The sequence below is a fragment of the Bradyrhizobium canariense genome (genome assembly GCF_019402665.1).
Classification (GTDB): domain Bacteria; phylum Pseudomonadota; class Alphaproteobacteria; order Rhizobiales; family Xanthobacteraceae; genus Bradyrhizobium; species Bradyrhizobium canariense.
On sequence record NZ_VSST01000081.1, the window covers coordinates 1 to 14,704 of the forward strand.

General features: G+C 62.9%; 19 protein-coding genes. 7 read left to right on the top strand and 12 right to left on the bottom strand.

Features of this window, described 5'->3' with window-relative positions:
- Positions 1-118: 118 nt before the first annotated feature.
- The 3 genes from FXB41_RS34040 to FXB41_RS34050 form a co-directional block, all read right to left on the bottom strand.
- A complete protein-coding gene (locus FXB41_RS34040; RefSeq protein WP_246649424.1) occupies positions 119-1,015 on the bottom strand; it encodes a dienelactone hydrolase family protein in 897 nt (298 codons plus the stop codon).
- 248 nt (positions 1,016-1,263) lie between these two features.
- Entirely contained in the window at positions 1,264-1,650 is a 387-nt protein-coding gene (locus FXB41_RS41220; RefSeq protein ID WP_245285890.1) for a hypothetical protein, read from the bottom strand.
- Positions 1,637-1,924 (bottom strand): hypothetical protein, encoded by a 288-nt coding sequence (locus FXB41_RS34050; RefSeq protein ID WP_219684902.1) that lies wholly within the window; start codon positions 1,922-1,924, stop codon positions 1,637-1,639. The genes FXB41_RS41220 and FXB41_RS34050 overlap by 14 nt, the downstream gene beginning before the upstream one ends.
- On the opposite strand from FXB41_RS34050, the gene FXB41_RS34055 reads away from it, so the two are divergent.
- The gene (locus FXB41_RS34055) at positions 1,836-2,075 is read left to right on the top strand and encodes a YjiS-like domain-containing protein (RefSeq protein WP_219684855.1); all 240 of its coding nucleotides are present in this window, start codon (positions 1,836-1,838) and stop codon (positions 2,073-2,075) included. The two genes, FXB41_RS34050 and FXB41_RS34055, sit on opposite strands and share 89 nt — an antisense overlap.
- Positions 2,076-2,205: 130 nt before the next feature.
- Here FXB41_RS34055 and FXB41_RS34060 read toward each other — a convergent pair whose 3' ends face one another.
- The 4 genes from FXB41_RS34060 to FXB41_RS34075 are packed head-to-tail and all read right to left on the bottom strand — an operon-like array spanning position 2,206 to position 4,570.
- The gene (locus FXB41_RS34060; protein WP_007593468.1) at positions 2,206-2,706 is read right to left on the bottom strand and encodes a GlcG/HbpS family heme-binding protein; all 501 of its coding nucleotides are present in this window, start codon (positions 2,704-2,706) and stop codon (positions 2,206-2,208) included.
- Between the two features lie 29 nt (positions 2,707-2,735).
- Entirely contained in the window at positions 2,736-3,395 is a 660-nt protein-coding gene (locus tag FXB41_RS34065) for a hypothetical protein (protein ID WP_157158569.1), read from the bottom strand.
- Positions 3,396-3,410: 15 nt separating this feature from the next.
- Positions 3,411-4,319, bottom strand: a complete 909-nt coding sequence (locus FXB41_RS34070) for a DUF1259 domain-containing protein (RefSeq protein ID WP_007593472.1) — start codon at positions 4,317-4,319, stop codon at positions 3,411-3,413.
- 17 nt (positions 4,320-4,336) lie between these two features.
- A complete protein-coding gene (locus tag FXB41_RS34075; RefSeq protein WP_007593473.1) occupies positions 4,337-4,570 on the bottom strand; it encodes a hypothetical protein in 234 nt (77 codons plus the stop codon).
- 479 nt (positions 4,571-5,049) lie between these two features.
- On the opposite strand from FXB41_RS34075, the gene FXB41_RS34080 reads away from it, so the two are divergent.
- Genes FXB41_RS34080 through FXB41_RS34090 form a run of 3 tightly spaced genes read left to right on the top strand, consistent with a single transcriptional unit; the run spans position 5,050 to position 7,481 of the window.
- Positions 5,050-6,084: a Cj0069 family protein gene (locus FXB41_RS34080; protein ID WP_219684857.1), complete on the top strand. Its 1,035-nt coding sequence runs from the start codon at positions 5,050-5,052 to the stop codon at positions 6,082-6,084.
- 3 nt (positions 6,085-6,087) lie between these two features.
- Complete coding sequence (locus tag FXB41_RS34085) at positions 6,088-6,684, top strand: ABC transporter ATP-binding protein (protein ID WP_007593478.1); 597 nt, start codon at positions 6,088-6,090, stop codon at positions 6,682-6,684.
- Positions 6,681-7,481: an ABC transporter permease gene (locus tag FXB41_RS34090; protein ID WP_007593487.1), complete on the top strand. Its 801-nt coding sequence runs from the start codon at positions 6,681-6,683 to the stop codon at positions 7,479-7,481. Before FXB41_RS34085 ends, FXB41_RS34090 begins: the two co-directional genes overlap by 4 nt.
- Before the next feature lie 12 nt (positions 7,482-7,493).
- On the opposite strand, the gene FXB41_RS34095 is transcribed toward FXB41_RS34090, so the two are convergent.
- The 3 genes from FXB41_RS34095 to FXB41_RS34105 form a co-directional block, all read right to left on the bottom strand.
- Positions 7,494-8,675 carry an MFS transporter gene (locus FXB41_RS34095; protein WP_219684895.1) on the bottom strand — a complete coding sequence of 394 codons (1,182 nt, stop codon included), beginning with the start codon at positions 8,673-8,675 and terminating at the stop codon, positions 7,494-7,496.
- A gap of 112 nt (positions 8,676-8,787) precedes the next feature.
- The gene (locus tag FXB41_RS34100) at positions 8,788-10,155 is read right to left on the bottom strand and encodes an NAD(P)-binding domain-containing protein (protein WP_219684858.1); all 1,368 of its coding nucleotides are present in this window, start codon (positions 10,153-10,155) and stop codon (positions 8,788-8,790) included.
- A 51-nt stretch (positions 10,156-10,206) separates the two neighbouring features.
- Positions 10,207-10,524 carry an ArsR/SmtB family transcription factor gene (locus tag FXB41_RS34105; RefSeq protein WP_007593490.1) on the bottom strand — a complete coding sequence of 106 codons (318 nt, stop codon included), beginning with the start codon at positions 10,522-10,524 and terminating at the stop codon, positions 10,207-10,209.
- 130 nt (positions 10,525-10,654) lie between these two features.
- Between FXB41_RS34105 and FXB41_RS34110 the strand changes: the two genes are divergently transcribed.
- From FXB41_RS34110 to arsC, 3 genes are read left to right on the top strand one after another with little or no spacing between them, the layout of a single operon-like run.
- Positions 10,655-11,017: an ArsR/SmtB family transcription factor gene (locus FXB41_RS34110; protein ID WP_219684896.1), complete on the top strand. Its 363-nt coding sequence runs from the start codon at positions 10,655-10,657 to the stop codon at positions 11,015-11,017.
- Positions 11,010-11,714 carry an aquaporin gene (locus FXB41_RS34115; RefSeq protein WP_219684859.1) on the top strand — a complete coding sequence of 235 codons (705 nt, stop codon included), beginning with the start codon at positions 11,010-11,012 and terminating at the stop codon, positions 11,712-11,714. Before FXB41_RS34110 ends, FXB41_RS34115 begins: the two co-directional genes overlap by 8 nt.
- Positions 11,711-12,112, top strand: a complete 402-nt coding sequence (gene arsC / locus FXB41_RS34120) for an arsenate reductase (glutaredoxin) (RefSeq protein ID WP_007593493.1) — start codon at positions 11,711-11,713, stop codon at positions 12,110-12,112. The genes FXB41_RS34115 and arsC overlap by 4 nt, the downstream gene beginning before the upstream one ends.
- A 34-nt stretch (positions 12,113-12,146) precedes the next feature.
- Here the strand turns inward: arsC and FXB41_RS34125 are convergent, their stop codons facing one another.
- On the bottom strand, positions 12,147-13,553 hold the full coding sequence (locus tag FXB41_RS34125; RefSeq protein WP_376707532.1) for a carbohydrate porin: 1,407 nt from the start codon (positions 13,551-13,553) through the stop codon (positions 12,147-12,149).
- A gap of 129 nt (positions 13,554-13,682) precedes the next feature.
- Positions 13,683-14,660, bottom strand: a complete 978-nt coding sequence (locus FXB41_RS34130) for a tripartite tricarboxylate transporter substrate binding protein (protein ID WP_219684860.1) — start codon at positions 14,658-14,660, stop codon at positions 13,683-13,685.
- Positions 14,661-14,704: the final 44 nt, after the last annotated feature.

Consider the following 14,704-nt stretch of genomic DNA (forward strand, 5'->3'; position numbering starts at 1 on the left):
TGCTCCTTGTCTTGGGCGCCTTGCCAGCTTCTCGTACTGGCAGGGCCGGAGCACGGCCGGACCATTCCATTAGCGGACGATGTGTGATGCCGATGCCGCGCACTCGCTTCGCCATCACTCAATGGGAAAATTGAGCAGCGAGGAAACTCCGCATCTCCTGGACTGACTGGGCGGCCGCGGTGGGATCATATTTGAGCCAATGTCCGAGATATTCCCTGCCGTCGGCGAAGGCGGGGGAATTAAAGGCGTGATAGGCACCGGGATAAACGATCAATTTTACGGGTGCTCCCCTGTCGGCCCGGCGCTTCATCCAACGCTCGCAGTCCGTCGCGGGCGTCCAGTCATCGAGTTCGCCGATCATGATCAATGCAGGAACGATGAGTTCCTCGGAGGCAACGCCGCAAAGCGGGTAGTAGGCCACGGCGGCCTTGAACTTTCGATCCCGGGGGACGTCAAAGATTTCCGCCTGATGGTTCGACGCCAACTGCAGTGCAACCATTGCACCCTGCGAATATCCAATCACTGCGATACGTTGAGAATCGACGAAGGGAAGATTGGAAAGATAGGATAGCGCGCCTAAAGCATCACCTTGGCGGGTAAGCAGCAGGCCCGGCGTCACCTGCGTGCAGGCGTTCTTGATGCCACGGGTCGCAAAGCTATCCAGCATAAGCGACACATAGCCCCGCGCGTTGTACGTTCGGGCGCCTTCCGAAAGTCCATCGCATCCGTGGAGATACACAATGGCGGAAAATGGGCCGTCGCCCTCAGGTTTCGACAGGTAACCCTCAATCCTTTCAGACGCTGCTTTCGGCGTTTCGCCACGTTCGCGCGCCAGGCGCTGCTGGAGTTGGCCGACGTGAACGGGAGCACTTTCGAACCTGACCAATTCTCCCGCCAAGGTGGCGGCGTTGGTGGAAAGGTATGCAACGAACACTGCTACACCGAGACATGCTTTGGCTCGTGTAACCATTTTCCTACCCTCGGCTTCCGAACGGAGCCAGCGTAGCAGGCTCATGTCCTCCCATCCACACCGTAAGTCTAAGAACTGCACGGACACTTATGGCCGGCGTAAACGAAGGAACGTCTGTCCTCACATCGGTTTTCAGAGGTGGACCGGAAGTGGTCGACGCGCGGCCAAATCGACGCGAATGGCCCATCAGCGAAGTAGCGGCGCACCTCGTTCAGGTCCACTAAGCGATGCATAGCGGACCAGGTTTGATCAGGTTGAGTTCTTCGCATTTGCCCCGAAGCGGACGTTAACGGTCAGTCTTTCATGCCATCCAGACCGGGATGATCTTTGTAAATGTTGTCCTGAAGCACGGCGTCTATCTGAGAGATGATATCGCCCACCGACATCCTCAAGCTCAGAAACTCATCTGCTGGAGAGGCCTCTTTAGCGAGCGTGAGCGCCAAGGATAACTCCTCAATGACCCGCTCTATGTGCCATTTAAATCGTGCGGCTGATTTCGCGTCCATAGAACCATCTCGCGGGAACAGGGTCTGCCTTGCAAATGGCAGCATACCCATCTCAGTTGTACCACTGAGGGAGCGAGGATCTCTACCATCAGGCGGCGCTCCGATCAGCGCTCCTCGATCGGATGCACTCATTTGCAGGGTGCGATGCTTTGCATCGCCGTCAGCTTGAATCATGTGGACGGGCGGCGCCGATCGTCGCTTTTGGCATGACCGGCACTTCAGCGACACCTTCAGCTTCCAGATCAGCGGATCGCTTGTGCGGCAAGGACGAGCATGATAGCAAAGGCCATCGGGTCAAACACAACCGCCCGACCAGCTTTCGAGCCAAGCGTTGTTTCGCTCCATTATGGAGGTGAAACATGTCTTGCGACAGCACCACTGGCTCAATCGGCACATCCAGCTCAGCCTTCGTTCCTTCTCCAAACCCTGGATGGTTCTGGAAACTCACGCTCGCACTGCTGGACGGCATCACACGGCGCCGCCAATACGACGAGCTTCTCGAACTGGACGACCGGCTTCTCGCGGACATCGGCTTATCGAGAACAATCGTTGGCGAGGCTCGACGGTGTTACTTCTCAGGTTGGCGCGACGATGGGTGATCGTCAAATCCTGTCAATGAGCGGCCACACCTGAGCGTGCGAAGGCGGCGCGTCTGCTTATCCCTGCGGATCAGACGGCCGCCAGGCTCGCGAAAAGGCTGAAGGACTTTTTGACCGCGATCTTTACGCCTCAGAAGTCCAGCTTGTCGCGTACGGCGTCAATTCCGGCTTTCGCGCACGCTTCGTCCGCGTCGCCGCCCGGAGCGCCGGACACGCCGATCGCGCCGACCAGGGAGCCGCCGGCTTCGACGATCAGTCCTCCGGCGATGACGACCGCTCCGGGAAGGTTGCGAATGCCCGCCTGCATCATGCCCGGCTGGCTGATCGCGTTCAGCTCGGTCGTGCTGGTCTTGAACGAGGCGGCTGTCCACGCCTTGCCTGCTGCCGTCGAGGGCGTGTGAGGACCTGCAAAGCGGTCGCGCAACATCACTTGCGTGACGCCGAAGCGATCGACGACGGCAACTGCAACCTGGTATCCACGGGTGCGGCAGTTCGCCAACGCAGCGCGCGCAAGATCGAGCGCCAGTTCCGGACCGAGCGATTTGTAGGCGACCAGACCTTCCTCCGCCCGCAGTGGGCAGATGGACACAATCAGCAGGGCCGTCGCGACCGACAGGCATCGAACGTTCATGGCAATCTCCGGCATAGGTGACCAAACGCCTATTTGGTCTCACCATATGTCAGATCATCGAACAGGGTCACGCTATCTGCCTTGGTCCACAGGCCGATCATGCCGGCGTCCGGAATGGTGGCGTCTTCCACCTCGAACAATTGCTTTCCGTCATAGCTCACCTTGAACCGACGTCCTGCGAAGTCGCAGCGCAGCACGTGCCATTGCCCGGATGACACCGGCGCGCTGACGCCATAGCCGCCTTTGCGACCCACGATCTCAAGCGACATTCGAACGCCCTTGATCGTCTTGTACAGCACGACATTGTCCTCCAGCGCGTTAGCCCGGACCACGTAGTAATTATCGGCATCCTTCGCACGCCAGATAACTCCCGCGGCGCGATCCTCGGAGCCGGCGACGGCCTTGAATTTCACCTCGACAAAGCCGTCGCGGATGGCCGTATCGCGCTTGATGGCGAGGGGAAACGTCGCCCGTCCCGATTGCTTGAGAACGTTCGGCTTGCTGGGCGCCGTCGCCTCGGCCTCCACGGTCCATTTCGGCTGTCCTTTGCCGGTCATCGTCAAGGTCCATCCGTCGGGCGACGTTCCGGCAGCAGCGTTGTCGAAATTCAGGGTCTCGGCCATGGCGTTCCCTCCCACGAATAAAACCAGCATGGATGCCAGCGCAAGCTTGCCCATGAGCTTGTTCATGTGCGTGTCCATGCATCAGCCCTTCGTGCTCGCCGTCTTGTCGAGCGCCGCACGGAGGCCCTCTGCGAGCTTGAGGGCATCGTCGTTGGCCCAGAAGTGCATGAAGAAGAGCCGCGGCTGTTCGTCCAGCATGTGGCTGTGCAGCGCGGTTACCTCGATTCCGTGCGTTCGAAGCGCCAGGATGACCGGGTTCACCTCGTCGCTGGTCAGCACGAAGTCGCCGGTGATGGCCGCCCTGCCCGTGCCCGTCGGTTGGAAATTGATGGCGATCGCGACGCCCATCGCGGCGACGGGGGTCAGCAACATGCCGTCTTCCGTGACGGGGTCGCGCCGCTTCACGTTGAACTGGTAGACGCCGCCATTCGCTTTCCCGTTCACTCCGATGATCTGGTCAAGTTTCGCCGTGTCGAGGTCGATGGCGGGCGGCGGGTTCGCCGGCGCCGTGACCGTCAGCGGGGTTTTGCTTTCGGCCAGGGCATCATGGAGCGCCGAGGCCAGTTTGACGGGATCGCCGTGTCCGGCGACGTGCATGTAGAACGTGGCCGGGCTCGCGCGCAGCAGATGATTGTGCACGGCTGTGATCTCGAGCCCGCTCGCAATCATTTTCGCCATCACGGGATTGATCTCGGTCTCGAGCAGCACGAGGTCGCCCATGATCATTGCGCCGCCATGCGCAGGCTTGAACGCGATCCAGCCGCCAAGAGCCAACGCCGGCTTGATCGCAACCCCGTCCAACGTCACGGAGAGATCGCTGCGGGGAAAGCCGTAACGGCGGACGTCGTCCGAGACGGCGGGCTTGCGGCCCAGGGTCTCGTCCACCTTCTGCCAGTCGGCATCTTGGGCATATGCCGGGACGAATGGACCGAAGCGAAATGCAAGAAGACAGATGCCAATGCCGACCACGGCCCAGATGATTCTTTTCATCGTGCTGCTCCCTAGGCTTAGTTTCGCTCTTTGACCTGACCGCTGCTGTCGACGACCAGCGTCACCGCCTTGCCGTTCTTCACCGCCTTTGCGGTGATACCCTCGGCCGTCGACTTGATGTCGCTGACTTGCGCGTAGCCGGCCGCCTGGATCCTGGCGACGAGTTCCTCCTGCGTCAGAGCGTGCACGCTCGACAGCCCGCCCGCGACCGCAAGCAGCAGAACCGTGCGGAAGATTGTTCGTGTTCGCATGACCATTCTCCTGGTTTGTCCTGCCCCAGGTGAAGTCCGTTTCGCGATCTTGCCCTACGCGATACCCACACGGCGCAAGAGGCGGCGGGCATCGATGCGCACAGCGATGCGACCGGCGCGGACGCCGTGCCGAAAAGTCGAGCCGGTCTGACGGATGAAATCGGGGGTATATGATGACATGCTGCGCCCTTGGTGATCAGGACGCGATGCTTGGGCATGTCGCCTCACGGGGAGATCGCATATCCCCGAGCCCCAAGTAAAAGCCCCCGGGCGGGAGCTGTCAACCGGCGGGAGCTTCGGGCTGCCCACCAAAGCCGCCGGCGAACGTCACGAAGAATTCACTGCTCCGCGGAACCGCGCCAGCCACATCTTGAAACTCGCGGACGGCCCCGCTAGTGTCCTTTGCGTGGGGACAAAGCAGACTCCCCGTGAGGCCTCGGTCCAAGCTCTGCGCAGCACGCCATTCGTGGAGCTTGCGCATGGACACCGAACGACACCCTTCTCACCAACACACCGTCGCCATCCTCTCACGCGGAGACGCTGCCGCGCGCCGCGACGCGACGGCACAAAACAGCCGCTTCGCGCAGCTTTTCGAAGCCCTCGCCGCCGTCGGTATCGCGGCGCGCCCGGCGATCTATGATGAAAGTTTCGCCGAGGACGTCCGTGAACAATTGCTCGGGGTGGACGGCGTGCTCGTCTGGGTCAACCCCATTCAAGACGGTCGAGATCGCGCTGGTCTCGACGCATTGCTGCGCGACGTCGCCGCACGCGGCGTGTGGGTCAGCGCTCATCCCGATGTCATCCTCAAGATGGGCACCAAGGAGGTTCTGTATCGTACCCGCTCGATGGGCTGGGGAAGCGACACCACTCTATATCAAACCGCTGCGGCGATGCGCGCCGAGTTACCGACGCGGCTCGCCGCCGGTCCGCGCGTGATCAAGCGCAACCGGGGCAATGGCGGCCAAGGCGTCTGGAAGGTCGAGAAGCTGCCGGCTTCTCCAATGATAAAGGTGCTGGACGCAACCAGGGATGGCTCCGAGGAACTGACGCTGGATGATTTTGTCCGTCGCTGCGCGGAGTATTTCGAAAATGGCAGCGTGATCGACCAACCATTCCAGCCTCGCTTGAGCGAAGGCGTGTTGCGTTGCTACATGGCGGGCGATCGCTGTGCCGGCTTCGGCTATCACAAGGTCAAGGCCCTGGTGGACTCGCCGGCCGCCCGTTCCGAGGCCGGACCACGGCTCTATGCGTCCAACGCAGACCCGCGCTTCCAGCGGCTGCGTCGGTTGATGGAGGACGAGTGGACGCCGCAGCTGACGTCGTTGCTGGATATTGCGCAACTTGACCTGCCTGTGATTTGGGACGCCGACTTCATGCTTGGCCCGGTCCGTCCCGACGGGACCGACAGCTATGTCCTGGGCGAGATCAATGTCAGCTCGGTGCATCCTTATCCGGACGAGGCGCCGGCGGAAATTGCAGTGCGGGTTGCCGATCGGCTCCGGCGCAAGCTTTGACACATGCTCACGGTCCGCGCGCTCAAGCGCTTGCACATCTCCGTTTCATTCGACTTGCAGGACGGCGAATGCGTCGCCCTGCAAGGGCCCTCTGGCGTAGGGAAGACCCAACTCCTTCGCTCGATCGCGGATCTCGATCCCAACGAAGGAATGGTCAAACTGGACGGAACGCTCAGGGAGGCGATGCCTGCCCCGGCCTGGCGCAAGCGAGTGACCTATCTCGCCGCCGAACCGGGCTGGTGGTCCGACATCGTGCAAGACCACTTCAGCGGCTGGGATGATGCCTTACCGTTGGTCACGAGACTGGGGTTGCCGCGCAGTTGCGGTCCCTGGCCGATCCAAAGACTTTCGACCGGCGAGCGACAACGGCTGGGGCTGGTGCGAGCGCTGATGCTGAGGTCGCGGGTTCTTCTCCTGGACGAGCCGACATCGGCCCTCGATTCGGCATCGACGGCGGCCGTTGAATCCTTGATCGCGGAACGCATTTCGAATGGAACGAGTGTCGTTTGGAGCACTCACGACAACGCTCAGGCCCGCCGCGTCGGGTCGCGGGTCTTTGTGATGAATGCCGACGGTGGAATCGAGGAAAATCGGCCGTGAGTTACATTCACTTGGCATACGGCGATTTGGTTCTGCCCGCGCTCCTTGTCGTCATGGATGGCGCGCTCTCGCTTGCTCTCCGCCTCAAGCTTGAAAAGCAGCTGGCCATCGCCACCGTGCGGATGGTGCTTCAGCTGATACTCGTCGGATACGTATTGACGTTCCTGTTTGCCGTGGTCTCGCCGCTCTGGACCGCCCTCGCCGCCGTCGCCATGGTTCTCTTCGCATCACGGGAAATCGTCGCTCGGCAAAAGCGACGCCTGCCGGGTATCTGGAGCTATGGCTTAGGGGCGGGATGCATGTTGCTCGCGGCCGGGACCGTCACGATGTTCGCGCTGCTGACGGAGCTACGCCCGGATCCGTGGTATCATCCGCGCTATGCGTTGCCTTTGCTGGGCATGATCCTGGGCAACACCATGACTGGAATAAGCCTGGGCCTGGACGTGCTGACAAATAGCCTGGTGCGCGAACGGGCCGCCGTCGAAGCTTGTCTTGCTCTTGGCGGCACCCGGTATCAGGCGTTGCTGCCGGTCCTGCGGGACGCATTGAGAAGCGGCTTCACGCCAATCATGAACAGCATGGCCGCGATCGGCCTTGTCTCTTTGCCGGGGATGATGACCGGTCAAATCCTTGCAGGCGTCGAACCGATCGACGCCGTCAAGTATCAGCTCTTGATCATGTTCTTGATCGCCGGCGGAACGGGATTGGGAACTCTCGCCGCCGTGACGGGAGGCGCTCGCCTTCTCACCGATCATCGACATCGATTGCGCCTCGATCGAATTCTCACTGCCGAGTAGAATTGCGCGACCTCACGCCGATTGCGCCCGAACAGACTGGCCCTTCCGCGCCCACAGCAGCGCGAATGGACCCAACGCGATACCAGCCGCAAGGACAACGAACGCCAGCAGCCAGCCGGTGGCGCTCTGCGGGCCGCCGGCTGCGTCGAGGGCGGCGCCGGTGCCCCAGGCGCCGACCGCCGACAGGCCGAAGCCGACCGTCGAATGCAGGGCCAGGGTCGCGCCGCGATGTTCGGTTACGGCCGCGGCCGACATGCCGGCGGTCAACGCGCCGGAATCCGCCGGCACGGTCAGGCCATAGACGAGCAGCAGCAGTGCGAGCACCCAAGCCGGCGCCGTCGCGTTGAGGCCGATGATCAGTGCGACGCAGGCCGACGCGATCATCACGACCGTGATCGCGCGATGGCGGCCGAACTTCAGCGCGGCCTCGTTGCCGAGGATGCTGGCCGGCATCGAGATCACCGCAAAGCAGAAGCTCAGCACGACGGGGCTCAACCACGACGGCGCACCTTGATGCGCGACGACGAAGGTCCAGAACCCGACCAGCCAGGTGCGGATGCCGTAGAGCTCGAAGCAATGGGCGCCGTAGCCGAAGATGTATCCGAGCGCCTCGCGGTTGGCGAAGACAGGCGCGAAGTTCAACAGACGTCCCGCCTTCGGCGCGGGCCGCTGCGCCTGCATCAGAAGGCACGCGACGACCATTGCGATAGGACCGAAGCCGGTGACAAGGAAAGCGGTCCGCCATCCCCAACGGTCGGCGATCACTTGCGCGACCAGGAACGAGAGGCCGACACCGACCGAGAAGCTCGACGTGTACAGCGTGACGGCGCGCGAGGTGTCGCCAGCCGGAAGCCGGTCTGTCAGCGCCTTCAGGCCCGGCATGTAGGCGCCGGCAAATCCAAGCCCTGCAAGCGACCAGATCGCGGTCGCGGACCAGAATCCTTGCGCGAAGAGTCCGAACGCTGCGGTCGCCAGCCCGCTGACGATCGAGCCCCAGAGCAGGACGAGCCGTGCGTCGATCCGGTCGGTCAACGTCGTCAGCACGGGCACGGCGAGCATGTAGCCGAACGCGTAACCGCTCGCCATCAAGCCGCCTTCGGCCGCCGACAGGCCCCACGCCGGCATCAGATGCTGCGCCAAGTTCGCGGAGAGCGTCACATGCGGCAGCAGATTGCCGACCTGGCCGATGCACATCACCGCGATCAGGGACCGGCCGCTCAAGTTACGAATGCTGTCCTCCCCCCAGCTCGACACGGCGTACCAACCACAATGGGCAACTCTCCGGCTTCTCCTGCAAGACCCAAATTCATGAACAACCGCAGCCCGAAGCGCCGGCCTTCTTCGCCGCTTCGTCGGCGGCGCAACACGCCGTTGGTTCCTGCTTCGCCGGCCCACCGCAACATCCTGATGCGGCCCCGGCGGCTTCGAGGCCACCGCGCGTGCAAACGCCGGTCTCCGGCAGCACGAGCTCCAACCTCGCGGCGGCTTTCTTGTCGCCGGCGAGATCGGCCGCAATCGAGCGCACCTGCTCATATCCTGTCATCATGAGAAAGGTCGGCGCGCGGCCATACGACTTCATGCCCGCGATGTAGAAGCCCGGCTCATCGTGCGCGAGCTCGCGCGCGCCGTGCGGGCGCACCGTGCCGCAGCTGTGCTCGTTGGGATCGATGAGCGGCGCGAGCGCGACCGGCGCCTCGATGGCGGGATCGAGCCGCAGGCGCAATTCGGACAGGAACGAAAAGTCGGGACGAAAGCCCGTCGAGACGATCAGGTCGTCAGCGATCACACTTCGCGCACCACAACCCGAGCCGGCCGCGATCTCGAGGCGGCCTTCGGAGTCCGACAGTTGCGTGACGCTGAATTCGGTTTCGACCCTGATCTTCCCGGCGGCCACGAGCGCGGCGAAGGTGGAGCCGAGCTCTCCGCGTGCAGCGAGCTTGTCATTCCGGCCGCCGCCAAAAGCCTTGGCGGGATCGGCGCCGCGCAACAGCCAGATAGCTTGCGTCCCCGGCACTTCGCCCGCGAGATGCGCGAGATCGATCAGCGTGCCCACCGCGGAATGGCCGGCGCCGAGCACCGCAACGGTCTTGCCGGCATATCTGGCGCGGCCGGCACCACGGACATCGGGCATGCCATAGGCGATGTGGCCGGCGCATTCACGCTCGCCGATCGCGGGCAGACCATTAGCTCCGGCGGGATTGGGCGAGAACCATGTGCCTGACGTATCAATCACGGCATCCGCGCGCAGCACTTCAGGACCTTTGCCGTTCTGGTAGCGGATTTCGAAAGGCGCCTGCTCACGCCCCTTCGTCTTCGCCTTATCGAAGCCGACGCGGCTGATGGCCGAGACGCGGCTGGACGTCCGGATCACCTCGCGCAGTGGCGTTCGCGTCGCAAGCGGCGTCAGATATCGATCGAGCAGTTCGCCACCCGTCGGATAGGAGCCCGGGTCCGGCGAATTCCATCCCGTCGGCGCCAGCAGGCGCGCCGCGGCCTTGTCGATGTTATATTCCCACGGTGAGAAGAGCTGGACCTGCTGCCACTGGCGCACCGCGTGCCCCGCTTCGGATCCTGCCTCCAGCACGAGGGGTGACATGCCACGCTCCAGGACGTGCGCAGCTGCTGCGAGGCCGACAGGCCCTGCCCCGACGATGGCGACCCTCTTAGCGTTCATTCGGCTTCTCCCATATTTCTAGAATCATCGAACAATATCAACCAAAAAGGATCACGCCGCGGTTTGCGTCGTCTTGCATCCGACTTCGTCTGCGCAGCACTCCGCCGCCAGGAAATCGACCAGACCCCGCATCGCGTCGAAATTTGCGTGGCAGATCAGCGTGGTCGATTCCCGGACCTGACTGACGAGCCCGACCGAGACCAGGGTCTTGATGTGATGCGACAGCGTCGATGCCGGGATCTTCAGCTTGTCCTGCAACCGACCGACGGGCATGCCGGAGTGTCCGGCCCGGACCAGGGCACGATAAATCTGGAGTCGCGTCCGGTTGCCCAGGGCTTCAAGGCGTGCTGCTGCGTCATCGATCTTCATGCGTGCCACAATGTGCCGGCGGATGCCAAACTGTCAAACCATATTTCTAGAATGTTCGAAATATGGGCTGGGTCGCCCAGGGGGGAATTCCGGATTGACGCGCTTCAATTACTTCCATAAGTCTGGATATATGGAAACGGAAGAAGCTGTCCTCGCGCTCGCCGCCCTGGCCCAGTCGACCCGTCTGGAGGCCTTCCGCGCACTGGTCAGGCACGAGCCTGATGGTCTCGCTGCGGGCGATCTCGCACGGCTGTTGGAGGTCCCTCAGAACACGCTCTCGGCGCATTTGTCGATCCTGACGCGCGCGCGCCTCGTCACCTCGGAGCGGCACAGCCGTTCGATCGTCTACCGCGCCAACCTCACCGAATTCCGGGACGTCGCGGTCTTCCTGCTGCGGGATTGCTGCGGCGGGCGGCCGGAAGTTTGCGAGCCGGTCGTCGAAACCCTGCAAGCCTGCTGCAAGCCAAGACGCAAGGAGCGAAGCCGTGCCTGATCAATTCGATCTTCCGCGCCGCCTCGCGGCCGAGGCGCTCGGTACGGGCATTCTCGTCGCCACGGTGGTCGGCTCCGGCATCATGGCGGAGACGCTGACCAAGGATGTCGCGCTTGCGCTTCTCTGCAACACGCTGCCGACGGGAGCCATTCTGGTTGTCCTGATCACCGTGCTCGGACCGATCTCCGGCGCGCATTTCAATCCGGCGGTCACGCTGGTCTTCACCGGCAAGCGCGAGCTGCCGGTCAACGAGGCCGCACTTTACGTCGTCGCGCAGATCGCCGGCGGCATCGCGGGAACGATGGCGGCGCATCTGATGTTCGGACTGCCGCTGATCGATCTCTCGACGAAAATCCGAACCGGAGGACCGCAATGGTTCGCCGAAGCCGTCGCCGCTTTCGGCCTGGTCGCGACGATCCTCGCGGCGATCCGTTTCCAGCGGACCGCCGTCCCCTGGCTGGTCGGCCTGTACATTACGGCGGCGTATTGGTTCACGGCCTCGACCTCGTTCGCCAATCCGGCAGTGGCCATTGCGAGGTCGCTGACAAACACGTTCTCGGGCATACGTCCCACCGACCTGCCCGGATTCATTCTCGCGGAGCTGTGCGGAGCCTTTGCCGGCATGCTGTTGATGAATTGGTTGCTCGGACGGCCCCAGGCGCAAGGCCCCATCCCAATCGCGGAGACTACCTCATGAGCGTCACGATCTATCACAACCCCGCCTGCGGCACCTCGCGCAACACGTTGGCGATGATCCGGCAGAGCGGCGTCGAACCCGTCGTGATCGAATATCTGAAGACGCCACCATCCCGCCAAACGCTTGTCGAGCTCATCAAGGCCCTGGGCATCTCCGCTCGCGCGCTGCTGCGCGAGAAAGGCACGCCCTACAAGGAGCTCGGCCTCGACGACCCCAAATGGTCCGACGACGAGCTGATCGACCAGATGCTCGCGCATCCCATCCTGATCAACCGTCCGATCGTGGTGACGCCCAAGGGCACACGCCTGTGTCGTCCCTCGGAAGCCGTCATCGATCTCCTGGACAACCCCGTCGGCCGGTTCGTGAAGGAGGATGGCGAGGTGGTCGAAGCGCGATGATTGCCGACATGGCCTCGCTCGCGTTTGCCTCGACTTAAAATTTCAGGGTCGTGCGCAATCCGAAAACCGAGGCATTTCGCAATGCCCTTCCCGGCAGCGGACTCGCCGGAGCCGTCGCGCCGCCACCGGGATGGACGATGTATTGAAAGTTCGGCTGAACGGTCCAGCCATCCTTGATCTGGTATTGATAGACGGCCGTGAGCAGCCCCTCGAAGCTTCGCACCGGCCAGCGCGGGTCGACCAACCTGGCATAATCGGCGTCGAGCGTCTGGGCCCGCTTTGAGACATGCGCATATCCGGCGGCAATGCCGAACTTGTCGTCGGGGCGCGCATTGCTAAGCCCGATCAGCTCGACGCCGCCATCTGCATAGACATCGACCAGATTACGGTCAGCCGGCGCGCCCGACACGCGTGCGAAAATGCCGATGCCCCGATCGTCGCTGTTCGGCACCCGATAAATCTGCTGCTCGAAGACCGCCCAGGCTCCAATATCGCCCGACAAGAGCCGTGGTTCCCCGCTGCTCGTTGGCGCGGCCAGCGAGACGCCGTTGGATGCGAAGCGCTGATCCCCGAACGATCCGAAATGACGCCAGCCACCGACCTTGAACTGGCCGGTCAAGTTCGGGTCACCCTTCCTGTTGTTCCAGGCATATTGAACCTGGCCGAGCAGAAGCGGCGGATCGTTGACCCGGAAATTGACGCCATACCGGTTACGCTCCTGCGGATCGCCGGGACCGGGACCGGCCTGGTCGCCGTCGAAAATCGCGCCAAGGATGGACAACTGCTCTGTCACGTTCCACAGGAGGCGCGCGCCCATGGCCGCCAAAGGCGGCGACGGCCCGCCGCTTGGCAAAGCAAGCGACGTGATTGCCGGCCAGCCCATCGAGGCGTTGGTGAAAACATCCGTGTACTTGGTATTGAAGAACTCGCTGTCGGCCGCCAGCTGTCCGAGCTTGAGCGATAGTTTCTTGTCGCCCCATTGCTTCTCGAAATAGGCCTCGTAGAGTCGCGTCGAGGGCAACGCTTCGATCCCGCTGACGACGAAGAAATTCTGCAGATTCGAGCGCGAGAGGCCGTCGCCGTGGATCTGAAACATGTTGGCGTGAAAGGTCAGCTTGTCGATGCCGACGAGCTTTTCGAAATCCAGATCGACGGCGAGATTGAGCCTGCCTTCGTAGACCGCACCTTTCTTCAGACCGCCGGTCGGATTTCCGAGCACCTCGCCGATATAGGTGGCCGCAAACTTCACCCCGTACTTTTGCCAGGGGTTCGGCAGCAGCCCGAGCGTTTTCTCCGCGACCGTGCTCTCGCCGGTGTCGGGATCGGCAGGCTTGTCGTCGTCGGTTTTCTTGTCTTCCTGAGCCACGGACTGGGCAGCCGCAACCAGGCAAGCCGCAACGATCAACGCCCGCATCGAATGCCTGATTGCTCTGGCGGCCACGCTCACCTCCCGAGCGATCAATGACGCACGCCGCAGCCCGACATTCAAGCCGGTCGTCGACCAATGTGAGCCGGCGCGGCAATCCTGTTCCCGCGCGCGGCACTATGTTCACTTCTATACTTTCGATCGTCAGATCTTCGGGATCTTCGCCCGCTCCACCACGCCGGTCCATTTGCTGATCTCGGTCTCGATCAGCGTCTTCATCTCCTGCGGCGAGCTGCCGCGAACCTCGCCGCCGACGGCGGTCTCCAGACGTTGCTTGAGGTCGGGATCCCTAAGAGCGTCCAACGTCGCCGCATTGAGTGCGGCCATGATGGCAGTCGGCGTTCCCTTCGGCGCCAGCAGGCCGGCCCAGGTGCGCACGTCATATCCCTTGATCCCGGCTTCCTGAACCGTCGGCACGTCGGGCAGCAATGCGGTGCGCGTCGGCGAGGTCACCGCCAGGCCGCGGATCGCACCGCCCTGGATCTGCGCGGCGAGCAGGACCGGGGTGCCGACGATCACCGGAACCTCTCCGCCGAGCAGCGCGGTGACCGCTTGAGAATCGCCGCGATAGGGCACGTGCACGATCTCGACGCCGGCGGCTGCGTTCAACAGCTCTCCTGCCAGATGATGCGTGCTGCCGAAACCGACCGATCCGAAGGAGAGCGCGCCCGGCTTCTGCTTTGCCATGGCGACGAGCTCGCCCAGCGATTTTGCCGGATAATCGCTACGCACGGCAATGACGAGCGCGTAATAGACCAGCGTCGAGATCATCTCGAAGCTCTCGGCCGGCTGGTAGGCGAGGCTCTTGTAGGTCGCCGCGGAAATCGCGTGGGCGCCGGTGACGAGCCCGAGCGTGTAGCCGTCGGGCGCCGCTTTCGCGATGGCATCCGCGGCGATGTTGCCGCCGGCACCGGGCTTGGCCTCGACGATGATCGGTTGTCCGAGCTTCTTCGAGAGCCCGTCGGCGATGATGCGCGACAGCGTGTCGGCCGCGCCGCCGGCGGCAAATCCATGCAGCAGCCGGATCGGGCGCGACGGATAATTGTCCGCCGACGCCGAAGTGATTGCTAAAAAACCGCCAAACAGAAAAATCGCCGCAGCAAGCCGCTTCATCCTTCGCATGGATGCGTCCTCCCTTTTGATTGTTCTATCGTTGGCCGCAGCGA

Excerpts from the sequence above, each read along its gene's own strand:
- FXB41_RS34055 (WP_219684855.1), top strand. The coding sequence starts at position 1,836 with ATGTCTTGCGACAGCACCACTGGCTCAATCGGCACATCCAGCTCAGCC.
- FXB41_RS34100 (WP_219684858.1), bottom strand. The coding sequence starts at position 10,155 with ATGAACGCTAAGAGGGTCGCCATCGTCGGGGCAGGGCCTGTCGGCCTC.
- FXB41_RS34095 (WP_219684895.1), bottom strand. The coding sequence starts at position 8,675 with ATGTGCATCGGCCAGGTCGGCAATCTGCTGCCGCATGTGACGCTCTCC.
- FXB41_RS34085 (WP_007593478.1), top strand. The coding sequence starts at position 6,088 with ATGCTCACGGTCCGCGCGCTCAAGCGCTTGCACATCTCCGTTTCATTC.
- FXB41_RS34060 (WP_007593468.1), bottom strand. The coding sequence starts at position 2,706 with ATGAACGTTCGATGCCTGTCGGTCGCGACGGCCCTGCTGATTGTGTCC.
- FXB41_RS41220 (WP_245285890.1), bottom strand. The coding sequence starts at position 1,650 with ATGATTCAAGCTGACGGCGATGCAAAGCATCGCACCCTGCAAATGAGT.
- FXB41_RS34105 (WP_007593490.1), bottom strand. The coding sequence starts at position 10,524 with ATGAAGATCGATGACGCAGCAGCACGCCTTGAAGCCCTGGGCAACCGG.
- FXB41_RS34065 (WP_157158569.1), bottom strand. The coding sequence starts at position 3,395 with ATGAACAAGCTCATGGGCAAGCTTGCGCTGGCATCCATGCTGGTTTTA.
- FXB41_RS34070 (WP_007593472.1), bottom strand. The coding sequence starts at position 4,319 with ATGAAAAGAATCATCTGGGCCGTGGTCGGCATTGGCATCTGTCTTCTT.
- FXB41_RS34110 (WP_219684896.1), top strand. The coding sequence starts at position 10,655 with ATGGAAACGGAAGAAGCTGTCCTCGCGCTCGCCGCCCTGGCCCAGTCG.
- FXB41_RS34040 (WP_246649424.1), bottom strand. The coding sequence starts at position 1,015 with ATGAGCCTGCTACGCTGGCTCCGTTCGGAAGCCGAGGGTAGGAAAATG.
- FXB41_RS34130 (WP_219684860.1), bottom strand. The coding sequence starts at position 14,660 with ATGCGAAGGATGAAGCGGCTTGCTGCGGCGATTTTTCTGTTTGGCGGT.
- FXB41_RS34080 (WP_219684857.1), top strand. The coding sequence starts at position 5,050 with ATGGACACCGAACGACACCCTTCTCACCAACACACCGTCGCCATCCTC.
- FXB41_RS34075 (WP_007593473.1), bottom strand. The coding sequence starts at position 4,570 with ATGCGAACACGAACAATCTTCCGCACGGTTCTGCTGCTTGCGGTCGCG.
- arsC (WP_007593493.1), top strand. The coding sequence starts at position 11,711 with ATGAGCGTCACGATCTATCACAACCCCGCCTGCGGCACCTCGCGCAAC.